The organism is Streptococcus oralis, from assembly GCF_021497945.1.
Lineage (GTDB): Bacteria > Bacillota > Bacilli > Lactobacillales > Streptococcaceae > Streptococcus > Streptococcus oralis_BR.
Map to the genome: position 1 here is coordinate 96,048 of NZ_CP046524.1, position 17,114 is coordinate 113,161.

Sequence of the window (17,114 nt, forward strand, 5' to 3'; positions counted from 1 at the left end):
ACTGAAATGGGAGGGATAAGATGACTGAATTAGATAAACGTCACCGCAGTAGCATTTATGACAGCATGGTTAAATCACCAAACCGTGCTATGCTTCGTGCGACTGGCATGACAGATAAGGACTTTGAAACACCGATTGTGGGGGTGATTTCGACTTGGGCGGAAAATACACCATGTAACATCCACTTGCATGATTTCGGGAAATTGGCTAAAGAAGGTGTCAAATCTGCAGGTGCTTGGCCTGTTCAGTTTGGAACCATTACCGTAGCGGACGGGATTGCTATGGGAACGCCTGGTATGCGTTTCTCTCTAACATCTCGTGATATCATTGCGGACTCAATCGAGGCGGCAATGGGCGGTCATAACGTCGATGCCTTTGTCGCTATCGGTGGATGTGACAAGAACATGCCTGGTTCCATGATTGCCATTGCCAACATGAATATCCCAGCTATTTTTGCCTATGGGGGAACCATTGCACCTGGAAACCTTGATGGCAAAGACATCGATTTGGTTTCTGTATTTGAAGGGATCGGAAAATGGAACCACGGTGACATGACAGCTGAGGACGTGAAACGTCTCGAATGTAATGCCTGCCCTGGCCCTGGTGGCTGTGGTGGTATGTATACAGCTAATACCATGGCGACTGCTATCGAAGTTCTCGGTATGAGTTTGCCAGGATCTTCATCTCACCCAGCTGAATCAGCTGATAAGAAAGAAGATATCGAAGCAGCAGGACGTGCTGTTGTTAAGATGTTGGAGCTCGGTCTCAAACCTTCAGATATCTTGACTCGTGAAGCTTTTGAAGATGCCATTACAGTAACTATGGCACTCGGTGGTTCTACAAATGCCACTCTTCACTTGCTTGCTATAGCCCATGCTGCTAATGTTGACTTGTCACTTGAAGACTTCAATACGATCCAAGAACGTGTGCCTCACTTGGCCGACTTGAAACCATCTGGTCAGTATGTCTTCCAAGACCTCTATGAAGTCGGTGGGGTTCCAGCGGTTATGAAATATCTCTTGGCGAATGGCTTCCTTCACGGAGACCGTATCACATGTACTGGTAAGACAGTTGCTGAAAACTTGGCTGACTTTGCAGATCTTACTCCAGGTCAAAAAGTCATCATGCCACTGGAAAATCCAAAACGTGCAGACGGACCATTGATTATCTTGAACGGGAACCTTGCTCCTGATGGTGCGGTTGCCAAGGTATCAGGTGTTAAAGTGCGTCGTCACGTTGGACCAGCTAAGGTCTTTGACTCAGAAGAAGATGCTATCCAAGCTGTCTTGTCAGATGAAATCGTTGATGGCGACGTTGTCGTTGTTCGTTTTGTTGGACCTAAGGGTGGTCCTGGTATGCCTGAGATGCTGTCACTTTCATCCATGATTGTTGGTAAAGGTCAAGGAGACAAGGTTGCCCTCTTGACAGACGGACGCTTCTCTGGTGGTACTTATGGTCTGGTTGTTGGACATATCGCTCCTGAAGCTCAGGATGGTGGACCGATTGCCTACCTCCGTACAGGTGATATCGTTACAGTTGACCAAGATACCAAAGAAATTTCCATGGCCGTATCGGAAGAAGAACTTGAAAAACGCAAGGCAGAAACAACCTTGCCACCACTTTACAGCCGTGGTGTCCTCGGTAAATATGCCCACATCGTATCATCTGCTTCTCGTGGAGCCGTGACAGACTTCTGGAATATGGACAAGTCAGGTAAAAAATAAACTCATACTCTTCGAAAATCTCTTTAAACCACGTCAACGTCGCCTTGCCGTACTCAAGTACAGCCTGCGGCTAGTTTCCTAGTTTGCTCTTTGATTTTCATTGAGTATCAAAAAGCAAGCCATCTTCGGCTTGCTTCTTTTCATCTTCAAAAGTGATTTGCCTCATTAACGGGGTGGCAGTCCAAGGGCAATACGTCCGTAGCGACTGATTCGTGTGATCTTCCAGGCAGGCGACCAGGTAACTTCAACCTTGACATCTTCGATACCCTCGATTTGTTTCAGACCGGCCACGATTTCGATAGGCAGGCTTTCGGCGCAATCGCAGGCAGTGTCGGTAAAGGTCATGACAATCTTGCAGATACCTGTTTCATCTAGATTGATTTCATAAATCAAGCCCAGATTGTAAACATCCAATTCCACATCTGTATCAAAAACCTTCTCTAGTTTTTCGATAATTTGGTCTTGTAAGGCCAAAGCGCGGTCATTGATTTTGATATCGTCTCTCATAACAGTCCCTCCACCTGATAAATATCCTCTATTTTCTCATAATTCTGACAATTTGGCAAGTTTTTGATGAATTTTCTGAAAAATATGATAAAATGAAGAAAATACTCAATCAAGGGGAAATCTATGGAGCAGATTGGAAAAGTCTTTAGACAATTACGAGAGTCAAGAAATATCTCGCTGAGACAAGCAACTGGGGGACAATTTTCGCCGTCCATGTTGTCCCGATTTGAAACAGGTCAGAGTGAACTTTCGGTGGGAAAGTTTCTGTTTGCCCTAGAAAATATATCTGCGAGTGTAGAGGAAATCCTCTTTCTGGCGAGAGGTTTTCAGTATGATACAGATTCTGAGTTGAGAAAAGAAATCACAGATATCTTGAATCCAAAGAACATAGCACCTCTCGAGGACTTGTATCGTAAGGAGTATCAAAAGCATGCCGATTCTCAAAATAAACAGAAACATATTCTAAATGCCATTATGATCAAGTCTTATATGAAGAGCATGGATGAAACGGTAGAGTTAACAGCAGAGGAAGGAAAAGTCCTTCATGATTACCTGTTTTCCACCGAGATTTGGGGAATCTATGAACTCAATTTGTTCTCAGTTAGTTCCCCACTCTTATCTGTTCCTCTTTTTACTAGATATGTACGAGAAATGGTCCGAAAATCTGATTTTCTAACGGAAATGAAGGGAAATCGGAACCTATTTCACACCATGCTACTGAATGGTTTTTTAGCCAGCATTGAGTGTGAAGAATTTACCAATGCCTATTATTTTAAACGTGTTATCGAAGAGCATTTCTACAAGGAAAACGAGACCTATTTCCGAATTGTTTATTTGTGGGCGGAAGGTCTCCTTGATAGCAAGCAAGGTAGAGTTAAGGAGGGTCAGAAAAAGATGGAAGATGCTGTCCATATTTTTGAGATGCTTGGCTGTAACAAATCTGCCGAATACTATAGAAAAACGACCGATTGTTGAATATCTGCAAACCAAGAAAAAAATTTGAAATTTGAAGCGATAGAACTCTTGCCCTCTCTCAGGTCATTACAAAAGTTCTATCGTTTTTTCTTATTTTGTGTGTTGCATATATTCAAAAGTTCTCCATCTCAAATTTCTAAGTGCTATACTATAGTCATACTTCATATAGGGATTAGAACAAGAAGGGAGATTACCTATGAAACTATTGTTTAGAAATCCAGCTTATAGAATTTTGACTTTGTCACGATTCTTCAATGCTTTTGGTGCTTCGATTTTTAACCTGGTATTTATCGTCTATGCATCGACCTTGCCACAAGCCTCTTTTGCTGTTGCTATGGCGAATATTGTCATGATTCTTCCGACTCTCTTTACAGTTTTTGTAGGGATTCGGGCAGATTACACGAGGGACAAGGTCAAATGGATGACCTATAGCGGTTTGTTTCAGGCTCTTCTCTTTTTCCTAGCAGCTTTGGTACTTGGTCAAGCCAGTCTCTTTGCCTTTTCCAGCCTGTGTTTGATTAATGTCATCAGTGATGTGATCAGTGATTTTGCAGGTGGTTTGCGCATGCCTCTTATTAAGGAAAAAGTGGCTGAAAATGATCTGATGGAGGCTTATTCTTTTTCCCAGTTTATCACCTATATTTCAGCTATTGGTGGTCAAGCTTTCGGAGTCTGGCTCTTAGGTCTATCGGTCAATAATTTTTCTCTCGTTGCGGGAATCAATGCCTGCTTTTTCCTAGTATCAGCCTTTATTCTCTTTTTAGGAAAAAGCAAATTGAGTCTGTCAATGTCATCTGCTGATGGTGAAAAACTAAAAAATGAGAAGCTTTCTATCAAAGACCAGTTCCTAACAATTTACCGAAATTTACGTCTCGTTTTTCTTAAAGGTGGACAGAAAAACTTTGGTTTCATGATCTTTGCTGTCTTGCTTATTAATGCCTTGGGTGGGGCTTTAGGAAGCATCTATAACATCTTCTTTTTGAGCCATTCTCTCTTGAATTTTTCTTACACAGAGGCACTATTTATCAATCAATTCTGTGTTTTAGTAGCAATCATAATCAGTAGCCTTACGGGCAATGATTATTTTGGGAAGCAGTCTTTGCCTAGATTGATGATGTGGGCGACCGTAGGACTCAGTCTAATTGGTCTAGCTAATGTATTCAATCAAGTCGTACTTGGTTTACTATTTCTCTTTTCAACTCTGTATGTGTCTGGTAAAGTTCAACCAAAGATTAGTGCCATGCTCATGAAAAATCTAGCTCCAGATGTTCTAGCTCGTACCAGTAATTTTTTAGGTTTATTGTTTACCTTATCAGTACCTCTTGGTACAGCCTGTTTTTCACTTGTAGCCGTATGGAGTATGCAGTTGACTTGGATGCTATTTGTTGGTCTTTCCTTGCTAGCTATTCTTTTGACAGTTATTAATCTCAAAAATGATATTTGAATCCTAATTTTATTCATACTGTTTTAATCCCTCTATTTATGGTAAAATAAGACTATTAAGTTTAAAGAGGATTCCCTATGAAATTACAAAAACCAAAAGGAACGCAGGATATTTTACCTGCTGAGTCTGCCAAGTGGCAGTATGTTGAGGGCTTTGCCCGTGAAATTTTCAAGCGCTATAACTATGCGGAAGTGCGCACGCCTATTTTTGAGCATTACGAGGTCATCAGTCGCTCTGTCGGAGATACAACGGATATTGTAACCAAGGAAATGTACGATTTCTATGACAAGGGTGATCGTCATATCACCCTTCGTCCAGAAGGAACTGCGCCCGTTGTCCGCTCTTATGTGGAAAATAAACTCTTCGCCCCAGAAGTGCAAAAGCCAAGTAAGTTCTACTACATGGGCCCAATGTTCCGTTATGAGCGTCCACAAGCAGGGCGTTTGCGTCAGTTCCACCAGATTGGTGTCGAGTGCTTTGGCTCTAGCAATCCAGCTACCGATGTGGAAACCATCGCTATGGCAGCTCATTTCTTGAAAGAAATCGGCATTCAAGGTGTCAAACTGCATCTTAACACTCTTGGAAATCCTGAGAGCCGTGCGGCTTATCGTCAGGCCTTGATCGACTATTTGACACCGCTCAAGGAGACCTTGTCGAAGGATAGCCAACGTCGTTTGGAGGAAAATCCTCTCCGTGTTTTAGACTCTAAGGAAAAAGAAGACAAGGAGGCAGTGGAGAATGCGCCGTCTATTTTGGACTTCCTTGATGAAGAAAGCCAGGCCCACTTTAATGCTGTGCGTCAGATGTTGGAAACTCTCGGAGTAGACTATATCATCGATACCAATATGGTACGTGGTTTGGACTACTACAACCACACGATTTTCGAGTTTATCACTGAGATCGAGGGCAATGACTTGACCGTCTGTGCAGGTGGTCGCTACGATGGTTTGGTTGCCTACTTTGGTGGTCCTGAAACTGCTGGATTTGGATTTGGCCTTGGTGTAGAGCGCCTGCTTCTCATCCTTGAAAAGCAAGGTGTGGCCCTCCCTATCGAAAACGCTCTAGATGTTTATATCGCAGTCTTGGGTGAAGGAGCAAATGTCCAGGCCTTGGAATTGGTACAAGCCCTTCGTCAGCAAGGTTTCAAAGCAGAGCGTGATTACCTCAACCGAAAGCTCAAAGCTCAGTTTAAGTCAGCCGATATCTTTGCTGCTAAGACCCTCATCACCCTAGGAGAGAGCGAAGTCGAAAGCGGACAAGTGACGGTTAAGAACAACCAAACACGAGAAGAAGTGCAAGTGTCACTTGATGCTATCAGCCAAAACTTCTCAGAAATCTTTGAAAAATTAGGCTTTTAATGACAGATAAACTGGTCAGGATCTCATTCCTGACCTTTTTCTTTTGCAAAATGACAAAAATCGTAAACTTTTTGACAAATATTATTGTCAAAAAGAAAAAGATATGTTACAATGTAAGCAAGTTAAGAGTAAAGGAGAAAGGAATGCTAAAAAATCGTCTAAAAGAGCTTCGGGCTCGCGATGGCCTCAACCAAACCGAACTAGCCAAGTTAGCAGGAGTTTCCAGACAGACCATTAGCCTACTAGAACGGGACGAATACACCCCGTCCATTGTGATCGCCCTGAAGATTTCACAGATATTCAATGAACCAGTCGAGTCGGTATTTCGCTTGGAGGAGGACGAGTGATGAACAAGTATAAAGTAATCTATTATGTAGTTGCCATAGCTCTATTAGTCAGTGTGTTTCTACTGATTGGGATGGACCTAGGCTGGTTTAATCTGTATCAAAGTGACCGATTCGTTTGGATTTACTTTGCTCTCATCCCAGTAATTGAATGGATTGAAAAGAAATCAAAAAATCTAACAAGCGAAAAAGGAGAATGAATATGAAAAAGTTTTTAGCAGATTTTCAAGTAGATACGGAACACAAGGAACTTGCAGGTGTCTGTGCGGGTTTAGGAAATTATTTTAACATCCAGACCAATGCCATTCGTTTAGTGCTGGTTTTGTTGTTTCTTTCTTCGACTGAATTTGGGATTTTGACAGTCACTCTGTATGCCTATCTTGCCGGTTGGCTAAGTAAAGAGCCTTTGGGGGTTAGTGAGACAAAAGCAAGAAACCAAGCTATTCTCTTGTTTACTGTTTGTTTGATTTTAGTATCACTTGGTTCAGAGGGATTGACATCTATTTTTGAATCAGGTAAAGTGCTTGGTCAGTGGTTGGTTGGATTGGTTTAGAGAAAGGATAAATATGAAAAAGAAACATTTATTAATTTTGTTGGGGAGTTTACTGTTAGGTGTTTTATTGGGAATGATCGGTACTGGCTTTGCTGATCTTCGTTCAGGAATTTCTCAAGATCAAGTACTGTTTGTTTTGGATACCTTCTTTTTCTGGCTTGGGATTATTTCAACAATTTTAGCTCTTTATTTTACCAGAATGAGTCGTAAAGCCTACAATAACTACCAAAGAGAAGAAGACGATGAACAAAGTGAACAAGACTATATTAGGATGTATCGTTTCTTAGATTATGGTACAGTGGCTAACAGTACTTTGCTAGTTAGTATGTTATTCAGCTTAGTTACCATGTTTCCTGAGTTTAGATTATCTTTATCTCCTTTTCTCTTAACCATACTTGTAATTTTTGTGGGTAGCTACTGCTTCAACACGACTAGCTTGATCCGTAATTATAAACTTTCTATCATGGCAACCCCTAAGGAAATGTTAGAACTCCTAAATACTTATGATGAGGGAGAAAAACAAGCAGAAATGGAAGAGGCTTATTTAATTTTGTTCAAGATTAATCAGACGATCTTGCCAGCTATCTACATTCTCTTGATGGTTTTATCACTGGTGTTAGGTGAAGTACAGTTGATTGCTTTAATTATAGCGGTTGCTATTCACATTTATATTAACCTTGCACAATTAAGAAAAACAAAACGTTACTTTAAGTAAAAGGAGTTCCTATGATTCGTGTTGAAAATGTAAGCAAAAGTTTTGGAAGCAAGAAAGCTCTGCATCAGATTTCTTTTGAGATTCAAGAGGGTGAAATTTTTGGCTTCCTAGGGCCCTCAGGTTCAGGTAAAACAACTATGATCAATGTTCTGACGGGGCAGTTAGCTGCAGATCAGGGTGAGACCGTTCTTCTAGGAAAGTCCTCTCGAAATTTGACTTCAAATGATTTGGAACAAATCGGGATTGTTAGTGATAGCAGTGGCTTTTATGAAAAGATGAGCCTCTATAAAAATCTGCTCATTTATGCAAAATTATACGGTCTTAAAGCTTCTAGAGTAGATACAGTGCTTGATCAAGTTGGGTTATCAGATGCCAAAAATCTTATCGCGGAAAAACTATCTACAGGTATGAAACAGCGAATGTTCTTGGCTCGTGCTCTTCTAAATGCCCCTAAAATCCTCTTTCTAGATGAGCCGACAAGTGGTCTTGATCCTACCACTTCAAAATCGATTCATGCTCTTTTACAGGAACTGAAGCAGGCTGGTACAACGATCTTTTTAACAACCCACGATATGAATGAAGCAACCTTGCTTTGCGATCGACTCTCTCTTTTAAATAAGGGGAACTTGATTGAGTATGGTAGCCCACAAGAGATTATCCAGAAATACCATGTGGATAAAAAGGTCCGTTTACGCTACCAAGATGGACGCGAGCAAGTGATTCCTTTTGAAGAATTGCCCCATTTGAATACGACAAATCTAATAGCTGTTCATTCTTGTGAACCGACTTTAGAAGAAATCTTTATTAGATTGACAGGAGAAAAGTTAGATGTTTAGAAAATTAAATGCCCTTCTTTGGTTAAGGTTACAAGTTCTTATTAGCAATTCAACCTTGTTAGCGACATTATTGATGCCTTTTGGACTGACTGTTCTATATAATGAGTTCTTAAACAAGAGTGGAGAATTAAGTATGTTTCTCCTTTCTATGAGTTTGACGATGGTCTTGAGTATGGGAAGTGGTTATATGGTATCGATTATGATGGCAGAAGATAAGGAAAAGCGCAATCTTAAATCACTCATACTAAGTGGAGTGACAGCAACAGAATATACTTTCAGTATGCTCGTTCTCCCTTTGTTGATTATGTTGCTTGGAATGATTTTACTACCAATCTATCTTAAAGTAGATGTATCAGGTTACTTATTTGCCTATGTTATCTATTTGATCCTAGCAACTATTAGTATTATTTTTCTCAACCTTCTAATCGGTGCGGTGTCAGATACTCAGTCTAAAGCGCAAGTCTATAGTCTCTTCCCTATGTTAATCGTCTCATTTTTACCTATGATTGCTTCTCAAAATGATATGGTTCAAAAAGTGGTGGATTACTCGTTCATCGGTCCTATTGCAAATCTTTTAAATAAAAAAGGTGGGGAAATATCTTTTTCTAATATTGGTATGTTACTTGTCTGGGTAGTTGTGTTAGGAATAGCAAACCTCTTCGTATTGAAAAATAGTTATAAAGGAAAGTAGGAGGCCCATATGAACTTACTTAAAAATCTTGGCTGGTTTATTCTAGCTGTTCTATCCTTTTTCTTTGGTTATGGTCTGGTTCAGAGTATGGCGTTATCAGCTCTTGGACTAGGGGCTTCAATCTTTGGAGTCTTACCACTTTATATCGCTCTGTCAGGGGCCTATGTTTATGGAGTTTACAAGTGGTATCAGACAGAAAAGGTTAGCATCCAGACGACTGCTTTTAATCGTTTCATTTGGTTGCCAACCTTGGTTTTGCTGGTGGCTATTGCAGCCCAGTTCTTTTTGCCAGATGATCCGTCGGCCAATCAACAGATTGTATCACAATTGACACTAGCTCAGCCTGTCTTTGGTTTCTTTATGGTGGTGGTCTTTGCTCCTCTGACGGAAGAACTCATCTTTAGAGGGATGTTGGCGCGCTATCTCTTTCCTAAACAGAATAACAGCAAACAGACAGCTCTGTTTCTCCTCGTATCGAGTGTGCTCTTTGCCTTGATTCATTTTCCAGGGACTTTGCAACAGTTTTTAGTTTATGCTAGTCTGGGATTGAGTTTGGGTCTGGCTTATGTGAGCCGAAAAGGTCTTCTTTACAGCATTTCTTTACACGCTTTGAATAATTTAATCGGCTTTTTGATGATACTCATGCTATAATAGAGTCAGGAGGTCACATGAAACGAGTAATTTTATTAGCAGTGATACAGGCGGTCGTTCTCTTCTTTATCATCGGGGCACTTGCCTATGCCTTTAAAGGCGATTTCTTTTACAACTATCTAGCAGTTGTCTTTGCGCCTATTGCAGGTGTCTTGCGTTTTGCTTCGGCTTATGCGACGGAGATTGTTCTACCTAAAAAGGCAGCTGAGATTGCTGAAAAGCGTAAAAAAGGTTAAGAATCATAATCAGAGAATCCGATAATGTTTTCATCGGATTTTTTGTCTGTTCGTTTTGATTTCTAAAGACAATCAAACTTTTCTGATGATTTTCATGAAGAGCCTGCGCTTTTATGGTAAAATAGTAACAGAATAAAAGAGGAGAGAAACAATGAAACGTAGTATGTATGCTGGTCGTGTTCGTGAGGAACACATCGGACAAGAAATTACCTTGAAAGGATGGGTTGGCCGTCGTCGTGACTTGGGTGGTTTGATCTTTATCGACCTTCGTGACCGTGAAGGGATCATGCAGTTGGTTATCAACCCTGAAAAAGTTTCTGCAGAGGTTATGGCAACAGCTGAAAGTCTTCGTAGCGAATTTGTCATCGAGGTGACTGGACAAGTTGCTGCGCGTGAGCAAGCCAATGATAAATTGCCGACTGGTGCGGTTGAGTTGAACGTGACAGCTTTGACAGTGCTGAATACAGCTAAAACAACGCCATTTGAGATTAAGGATGGGATTGAGGCCAATGACGATACACGTTTGCGTTACCGTTACCTTGACCTTCGTCGTCCAGAAATGCTAGAAAACCTTAAGCTTCGTGCCAAGGTGACTCACTCTATCCGCAACTACTTGGATGAGTTGGAGTTTATCGATGTGGAGACGCCATTCCTTTCTAAGTCAACACCAGAAGGGGCGCGTGACTATTTGGTGCCATCTCGTGTCAATAAAGGGCATTTCTACGCTCTTCCTCAGAGCCCGCAGATTACCAAACAGCTCTTGATGAATGCTGGTTTTGATCGTTATTACCAAATCGTTAAATGTTTCCGTGACGAGGACTTGCGTGGAGACCGTCAGCCTGAGTTTACCCAGGTCGACTTGGAAACGTCATTCCTTAGTGAGCAAGAAATCCAAGATATCACAGAAGGCTTGATTGCGCGGGTGATGAAAGAAACAAAAGGCATCGAAGTGACGCTTCCATTTCCTCGTATGAAGTACGATGATGCTATGGCCCTTTATGGTTCTGACAAGCCAGATACGCGTTTTGACATGTTGCTTCAGGACCTGACAGAAGTTGTCAAGGGTGTTGATTTTAAAGTCTTCTCAGAAGCACCTGCTGTTAAAACCATTGTCGTCAAAGGGGCTGCGGACAAGTACTCACGTAAAGACATCGACAAGATGACCGAAGTAGCCAAACAGTACGGTGCCAAAGGTCTTGCTTGGGTCAAGGTAGTTGATGGAGAATTAAACGGACCGGTTGCCAAGTTCTTGACTGGGATCCAAGCAGACTTGACTGCAGCGCTTGGTCTTGAAGACAAGGATTTGGTTCTCTTTGTGGCGGATACGCTTGAAGTGGCGAATGCAACCCTTGGTGCCCTTCGTGGTCGTATTGCTAAAGAGCTTGGCTTGATTGATAGCGATAAATTCAACTTCCTTTGGATTGTTGACTGGCCGATGTTTGAATGGTCTGAAGAAGAAGACCGCTACATGAGCGCCCACCATCCATTTACCCTTCCACAGGAAGAAACAGCTCACGAATTAGAAGGTGATTTGGCTAAGGTTCGTGCCATTGCTTACGATATCGTCTTGAACGGTTATGAGCTTGGCGGTGGTAGCCTTCGTATCAACCAAAAAGACCTTCAAGAACGCATGTTCAAGGCTCTTGGTTTCTCAGCCGAAGAAGCAAATGACCAGTTTGGCTTCCTTCTTGAAGCCATGGATTATGGTTTCCCACCTCACGGTGGCTTGGCTATCGGTCTTGACCGTTTTGTGATGCTCTTAGCAGGAGAAGAGAATATCCGTGAAGTCATTGCCTTTCCTAAGAACAATAAGGCAACCGACCCAATGACACAAGCTCCATCAACAGTCGCTCTCAAACAACTAGAGGAACTCAGCTTACAAGTAGAAGAAGATGAAACAAGCAAAACGAATTAAGCGGTGGCGCTATTATCTGCGCCGCTTTGCTTATCAGATAAAAATCTTACGAGTTTTACAAAGTATCTCTCGGGAAAAATATGATGAGAAAATCTCGGCTTCTCTGGTCTATGGCTTTTTGTCAGCAGTAGCAGTCAATTTCTTTTTTCAACCAGGACACGTTTACTCTAGTGGTGCGACAGGTTTGGCACAAATTATCTCCAGTTTAAGTACTCATTGGTTTGGTTTCCATCTACCTGTATCCGCAACCTTTTATGCCATTAATATCCCACTGATGATTTTGGCTTGGTATCAGATTGGACATAAGTTTACGGTCTTTACCTTTATCACGGTATCCATGAGTTCCCTCTTTATCCAGCTTGTGCCCGTTGTGACGCTGACAGAGGATCCCATCATCAATGCTCTTTTTGGGGGTGTTGTCATGGGCTTGGGAATCGGCTTTGCTTTGCGCAATAGTATTTCCAGTGGAGGTACAGATATTGTCAGCCTCACCATTCGCAAGAAAACGGGGAAAAATGTCGGTAGTATTTCTTTCTTGGTCAATGGGACCATCATGTTGATTGCTGGGTTGACCTTTGGTTGGAAATACGCCCTCTACTCCATGATTACTATTTTTGTATCCAGTCGTGTGACAGATGCAGTCTTTACCAAGCAAAAACGGATGCAGGCCATGATTGTGACCAGTAATCCTGACAAGGTAATCGAAAAAATCCATAAAAAATTGCACCGCGGAGCAACCATGATCAACGATGCAGAAGGAACCTATAATCATGAGAGAAAAGCAGTCTTGATTACGGTTATCACTCGAGCAGAGTTTAATGATTTTAAACACATCATGAAACAAGTCGATCCGACAGCCTTCGTCTCTGTATCTGAAAATGTCCACATCCTAGGACGATTCGTAGAAACGGACAATTAGACATGCAAAAACCAGCTTTGGAGCTGGTTTTTATTTTTCGATAATTTTGTGGGCGATCAACTGACGGTAACAAATCTGTCTATTATTTTTCGCGTCATTGATAATCTGCAAAATCGTTTCAAATGATGTTCGTCCAAGTTCAAGACTATTGATGTCAACATAGGCTACTAGGTCGAGTCGAGGATTGACAGAGTCAAAACTCAAGACGGGAACATTTAACTGATGCTTACTGATGTAGTCGCAAACCCCTTCAGCTAGAAGGCTGTCGGTTGTGATGATGGCATCAATCTGCGGATCATGTTTGAAGAGGCGCTTACTAAATTGATACCCCTTTTCTTCTAGAAATTCATTTGCAAAGTAGGTCAGGTTCGTATCAATCGAAAGTTGGTGTTGTTTGAGTGCCAATTCGTAACCTTTTAGACGGTCTTGTGTAACGAAAAGTTTTTTGGTTCCTCCGATAAAGGCGATTCTGCTGCAGCCCTTTTTGATGAAATACTCAGTTGCATCAAAACCGGCTTGGACATTATCATTGTCAACAAGTGGGATAAAGGGGGAGAGAGATTTTCCGAGGATGAGGAAAGGAAACTGTTCCTCCGCTACGAGCTTCACTAGTGGATCTTCTTCCTGAGCGTAGAGGAAGATTAGACCATCGACACGTTTCCCATAGACCATTTGAGAAATGGCATTGAGACGCTCCTTCTCATCTTTACCAGTCGCAATCTGAATAGCATAGTGGTTTTCAGATGCGACTTGGGCGATCCCTCGTAGGACAGATGGGAAGAAAGGATTTTGGTAGAAGGCATCTGAGTCGTCAGGCAATACCAAACCGATAACTTGAGTATAGCTGCTAACTAGACTACGAGCATTGAGATTGGGATGGTAGTTGAGTTCCTTCATAGCCTTGCGAACTCGTTTTTTGGTTTCATCACTAATCGTAGATTTGTTTTGAATAACGCGGGTTACGGTTGAAGGTGAGACACCTGCAGCCTTGGCCACATCTTTAATCGTAACGGGCATAAAAATCTCCTATTTATGATAATCTGGATCACGGAAATGTGTCTTGTAAAAAATAGTGACCAGGTACAGAACAAAAAGAATGTTTTGCACAGTGATAAGGGTTGTCATATTTTGGCCAAAAAGTCCCAAAACAAGCGTAATCAAAGTTGGCAATCCTAAACAGTTCAAGATAAAATGGTAGCACTCTTTAAAGCTCCTAAATGAAAAGAGGCGTGATTTTTTGGTGATATAAAGGAGAAGACTAGCTCCAAGAGAGACAATGAAGAAATTCAATCCAAAGAGGAAGCTAGCACCAAGGACGAGAAAGAGACTGATATAGACACGGTTCTGTTGGTACCAGTCTTTAGAAATAGCCTGGGTTAAAGCTTCCTTACTCTGGAAACTCTCCGTTTGAATGGCGTGGTAGCGAATGCGGGTCAGTTCCTTGCTTTCCTTGCTGATGATGAGTTCTTCAGTATCAAAATGAAGTTGCAAATCCTTTGGCAACTCCTTACTTGGACTTGGACCAATCAGAAGAGAAGCTTGCTGATTTTTAGTCCCAGAATAGCTCAGTTTTCCATCTACTATCTGCGCATTCTCTGACAAGTCCATGATTACTTCATCTGTCAGGGGTGTGTAGACATTATCGATAAACGTATCCAGTGGATACGTTTCCTGTGAGCTGTTTTGAATGGCAATTGGAATCATGGACAAGCTGATGAGGAAAATGCTAGTAAAGAGGAGTTGAAACCAGTTGAGTCCGAAACGTTTTGACAGGGGCTTACGAAATCCCCAGATACTAGTAAAATACGAGAATGGATATGGAAGCATAGGCATCTTTCTAAAAGTGTTTTCTATATGAGTATTATTATATAGAGAAATGTACTTTATTTCAAGCCTAGTAGATAAATTGCTTATTGAAAAGCTGATTTTGCTACTATTTGCGGTCTTTTGTCTAATCTTTTAACTTTAGAAATAAGATCCAAAATGAAAAAAGGGTGGCGGGGATAGATTATCCCTTGTCGCCACCACTTGTAAGTCCTGAAACAAAGTTCTTTTGTAGGAAGAAGAAGAGAATACAGATTGGAAGGGCGATGAGGATAGCACCTGCTGAGAAGTAGGCGATCTTCATGTTTTTCACATTGCTAACGAAGGTTTGGAGACCGACGGCAACAGTAAAGTATTCTTTCTCACGAAGCAAGAAACTAGAGAGGATATAATCCCCGAAAGGTCCCATGAAGGCCCAGAGAGCTTGTACAGCCACCATTGGGCGAACAAGAGGGAGAACAATTTGCCAGAAGCGACGGAAGTGTCCTGCACCATCTAGTTTCGCAGATTCGTCAAGAGACATTGGCACGGTGTCGAAGTAACCTTTCATCAACCAAGCGTTCATTGGGATACCACCACCGACATATAGGAAGATGAGGAACCAGCTATGGTTAAGGGCGTTCAACATAAGGGCCATAACGAAGAAGGCTGTCAAAGCGGCCATAGTTGGCACCATTTGGATGATCAAGAAGAAGACCAAACTTTGTTTACGAGCCAAGAAGTTGTAACGGCTGTAGGCGTAACCAGCAAGTACGATGATACTTGTTTGAACAGCCATTGTAATCAAAGCGATAATCAAAGTGTTGAGGTACCAAGTGCCGTACAAGGTTTCAGTGAAGAGCCCTTGGAAGTTGGCAAAGCTAAAGTCGACATTAGCATCTAGTTTAAAAGCTACGACGTTACCAGTCTTGAAGGCTGACATAATAGTAATCAAAAGTGGATAGATAATCACGATTGAAAGACCAATCAAGTAGAGGTAAGTGAGGGTTTGAGTCAGTCTACGTTTGAGTTTGATTGAGTTATTCATCTTAGACGTCCTCCATATCAAATGCGTGTAGTTTCTTGAATGCGATCATAGAGATAGAGATGACAATGATAGAGATGATCAAGGTAACAGCTGCCGCCATAGAGTATTGAGGAGATGTACCTGTTGTCAAACGATAAATCCATGAGATCAAGATATCAGTTGAACCGGCTCCACCACCAACGCTACCAGGACCTCCGCCGTTGAAGAGGTACATGATAGAGAAGTTGTTAAAGTTGAAGGTGTATTGGCTGATCAATGTTGGTGCTGCAACAGCCAAAATCATAGGGAAAGTGATGTTGCGGAATTTTTGCCAAGCATTGGCACCATCGATATAAGCCGCTTCGTAGAGGTCGTTAGGAATTGACTGCAAGATACCCAAAGTCAAAACGTAGATGTATGGGAATCCTAGCCAACCTTGCATCATAATCAAGGCAATCTTGGTCCAAGTTGGGTCTGTTTTCCAAGGGATAAGAGCACCGTCAAGGAAAGGAAGAACCTTAGCCAAGATAGGCAATACTTGAGTGTTGATCGCTCCGACACTATCGTTAAACATGTTTGAGAATGTCAAGATAGTGATGAAGGCTGGAACAGCCCAAGGAAGAAGGAAAATAACACCAAAGATACGTTTTCCTTTGATAAATGGTTGGTTAGCAATGATAGCGGTGAAGATACCAATCACAATCTGCAAAGTAGAAGCAGACAAGGCCCAGATGATGGTCCAAGAAAGAACCGCACCGAAGGCTGAACGGAAGGTACTTAAACTCCAGATGTTTGTAAAGTTAGTCAAACCAACCCAGTCCAACAATTTGTTTGGTGGCAAGTGTTGGAAGTCATAGTTGGTAAAGGCAATCATCAAGGTTACGATAACTGGGAAGATAATCGCAAATGTCATAGCGACGTAAGATGGGATGATCAAGAGGTAAGGGAAACCATTCTCATAAATACCTTTGATCATATCTTTAAAAGTACGTGGGACAGGAATTCCATTGTTAATACGTTTTGCGATTGTATGTGCATCTTTAATATTTGAGAAATAAAAGAGCACATAAACGACTACAAAGATTAAATGGAAGGCACCACGAATCAGCATAAAGAGGGAATTATCACGACCTGGCTTGTCACCAAGAGTGATCAAATTGTGCAATTCAGGGGCTGCAAGTGCTAGGAAATAAAGAACAAATACGATAGTGACACCAAGGAAGATAAAACCTTTGGCCTTTTGTTTATTGTAAATCTGTCCTAACCCAGGAATCACTGAAAGCAAGGCTGCTTTGCTAGGTTGTTGGTTTTCCATGAATACTCCTTTCATAGGATACGAGATTGAAGTTTGTCTCCAATTACTAGATAGGCAACTGCAATCATTCGTAAATTTATAAAATCAAAGGGGGATCTGTA

The 17,114-nt window shown here is 41.6% G+C and carries 19 protein-coding genes; 14 read left to right on the top strand and 5 right to left on the bottom strand.

Annotation, left to right across the window (positions count from 1 at the left end):
- Window positions 1-20 precede the first annotated feature (20 nt).
- Entirely contained in the window at window positions 21-1,724 is a 1,704-nt protein-coding gene (ilvD, locus tag GOM47_RS00510; RefSeq protein WP_235080733.1) for a dihydroxy-acid dehydratase, read from the top strand.
- 165 nt (window positions 1,725-1,889) lie between these two features.
- Here ilvD and GOM47_RS00515 read toward each other — a convergent pair whose 3' ends face one another.
- Entirely contained in the window at window positions 1,890-2,231 is a 342-nt protein-coding gene (locus GOM47_RS00515) for a metal-sulfur cluster assembly factor (protein ID WP_235080734.1), read from the bottom strand.
- A 123-nt stretch (window positions 2,232-2,354) separates the two neighbouring features.
- Between GOM47_RS00515 and GOM47_RS00520 the strand changes: the two genes are divergently transcribed.
- The 13 genes from GOM47_RS00520 to GOM47_RS00580 all read left to right on the top strand — a co-directional run bounded on the left by GOM47_RS00520 (window position 2,355) and on the right by GOM47_RS00580 (window position 12,868).
- Window positions 2,355-3,206 carry a helix-turn-helix domain-containing protein gene (locus GOM47_RS00520; protein WP_235080735.1) on the top strand — a complete coding sequence of 284 codons (852 nt, stop codon included), beginning with the start codon at window positions 2,355-2,357 and terminating at the stop codon, window positions 3,204-3,206.
- 196 nt (window positions 3,207-3,402) lie between these two features.
- Window positions 3,403-4,650 carry a transporter gene (locus GOM47_RS00525; protein WP_235080736.1) on the top strand — a complete coding sequence of 416 codons (1,248 nt, stop codon included), beginning with the start codon at window positions 3,403-3,405 and terminating at the stop codon, window positions 4,648-4,650.
- A gap of 77 nt (window positions 4,651-4,727) precedes the next feature.
- Window positions 4,728-6,008, top strand: coding sequence for a histidine--tRNA ligase (hisS, locus tag GOM47_RS00530; RefSeq protein ID WP_235080737.1), 1,281 nt, complete (start codon window positions 4,728-4,730; stop codon window positions 6,006-6,008).
- A gap of 143 nt (window positions 6,009-6,151) precedes the next feature.
- Window positions 6,152-6,355: a helix-turn-helix transcriptional regulator gene (locus tag GOM47_RS00535; RefSeq protein ID WP_125395540.1), complete on the top strand. Its 204-nt coding sequence runs from the start codon at window positions 6,152-6,154 to the stop codon at window positions 6,353-6,355.
- The gene (locus GOM47_RS00540) at window positions 6,355-6,552 is read left to right on the top strand and encodes a hypothetical protein (protein ID WP_235080738.1); all 198 of its coding nucleotides are present in this window, start codon (window positions 6,355-6,357) and stop codon (window positions 6,550-6,552) included. The genes GOM47_RS00535 and GOM47_RS00540 overlap by 1 nt, the downstream gene beginning before the upstream one ends.
- A gap of 2 nt (window positions 6,553-6,554) precedes the next feature.
- Complete coding sequence (locus GOM47_RS00545; protein ID WP_235080739.1) at window positions 6,555-6,905, top strand: PspC domain-containing protein; 351 nt, start codon at window positions 6,555-6,557, stop codon at window positions 6,903-6,905.
- Between the two features lie 13 nt (window positions 6,906-6,918).
- Window positions 6,919-7,620: a DUF3169 family protein gene (locus GOM47_RS00550; RefSeq protein WP_235080740.1), complete on the top strand. Its 702-nt coding sequence runs from the start codon at window positions 6,919-6,921 to the stop codon at window positions 7,618-7,620.
- Between the two features lie 11 nt (window positions 7,621-7,631).
- Complete coding sequence (locus GOM47_RS00555; protein ID WP_235080741.1) at window positions 7,632-8,456, top strand: ABC transporter ATP-binding protein; 825 nt, start codon at window positions 7,632-7,634, stop codon at window positions 8,454-8,456.
- Entirely contained in the window at window positions 8,449-9,147 is a 699-nt protein-coding gene (locus tag GOM47_RS00560; RefSeq protein ID WP_235080742.1) for an ABC transporter permease, read from the top strand. Before GOM47_RS00555 ends, GOM47_RS00560 begins: the two co-directional genes overlap by 8 nt.
- 9 nt (window positions 9,148-9,156) lie before the next feature.
- Entirely contained in the window at window positions 9,157-9,798 is a 642-nt protein-coding gene (locus tag GOM47_RS00565; protein ID WP_235080743.1) for a CPBP family intramembrane glutamic endopeptidase, read from the top strand.
- Window positions 9,799-9,815: 17 nt separating this feature from the next.
- Window positions 9,816-10,034, top strand: coding sequence for a hypothetical protein (locus tag GOM47_RS00570; RefSeq protein WP_000832176.1), 219 nt, complete (start codon window positions 9,816-9,818; stop codon window positions 10,032-10,034).
- Window positions 10,035-10,185: 151 nt separating this feature from the next.
- Window positions 10,186-11,949 (top strand): aspartate--tRNA ligase, encoded by a 1,764-nt coding sequence (aspS, locus tag GOM47_RS00575; RefSeq protein WP_235080744.1) that lies wholly within the window; start codon window positions 10,186-10,188, stop codon window positions 11,947-11,949.
- Complete coding sequence (locus GOM47_RS00580; protein WP_235080745.1) at window positions 11,927-12,868, top strand: YitT family protein; 942 nt, start codon at window positions 11,927-11,929, stop codon at window positions 12,866-12,868. The genes aspS and GOM47_RS00580 overlap by 23 nt, the downstream gene beginning before the upstream one ends.
- 30 nt (window positions 12,869-12,898) lie before the next feature.
- Here the strand turns inward: GOM47_RS00580 and GOM47_RS00585 are convergent, their stop codons facing one another.
- The 4 genes from GOM47_RS00585 to GOM47_RS00600 form a co-directional block, all read right to left on the bottom strand.
- A complete protein-coding gene (locus GOM47_RS00585) occupies window positions 12,899-13,885 on the bottom strand; it encodes a LacI family DNA-binding transcriptional regulator (protein WP_235080746.1) in 987 nt (328 codons plus the stop codon).
- A 9-nt stretch (window positions 13,886-13,894) separates the two neighbouring features.
- Window positions 13,895-14,695, bottom strand: a complete 801-nt coding sequence (locus tag GOM47_RS00590; RefSeq protein ID WP_235080747.1) for a DUF1189 domain-containing protein — start codon at window positions 14,693-14,695, stop codon at window positions 13,895-13,897.
- A 181-nt stretch (window positions 14,696-14,876) separates the two neighbouring features.
- On the bottom strand, window positions 14,877-15,719 hold the full coding sequence (locus tag GOM47_RS00595; RefSeq protein ID WP_235080748.1) for a sugar ABC transporter permease: 843 nt from the start codon (window positions 15,717-15,719) through the stop codon (window positions 14,877-14,879).
- Window position 15,720: 1 nt separating this feature from the next.
- Window positions 15,721-17,013 (bottom strand): carbohydrate ABC transporter permease, encoded by a 1,293-nt coding sequence (locus GOM47_RS00600; protein ID WP_000431414.1) that lies wholly within the window; start codon window positions 17,011-17,013, stop codon window positions 15,721-15,723.
- Window positions 17,014-17,114 lie beyond the last annotated feature (101 nt).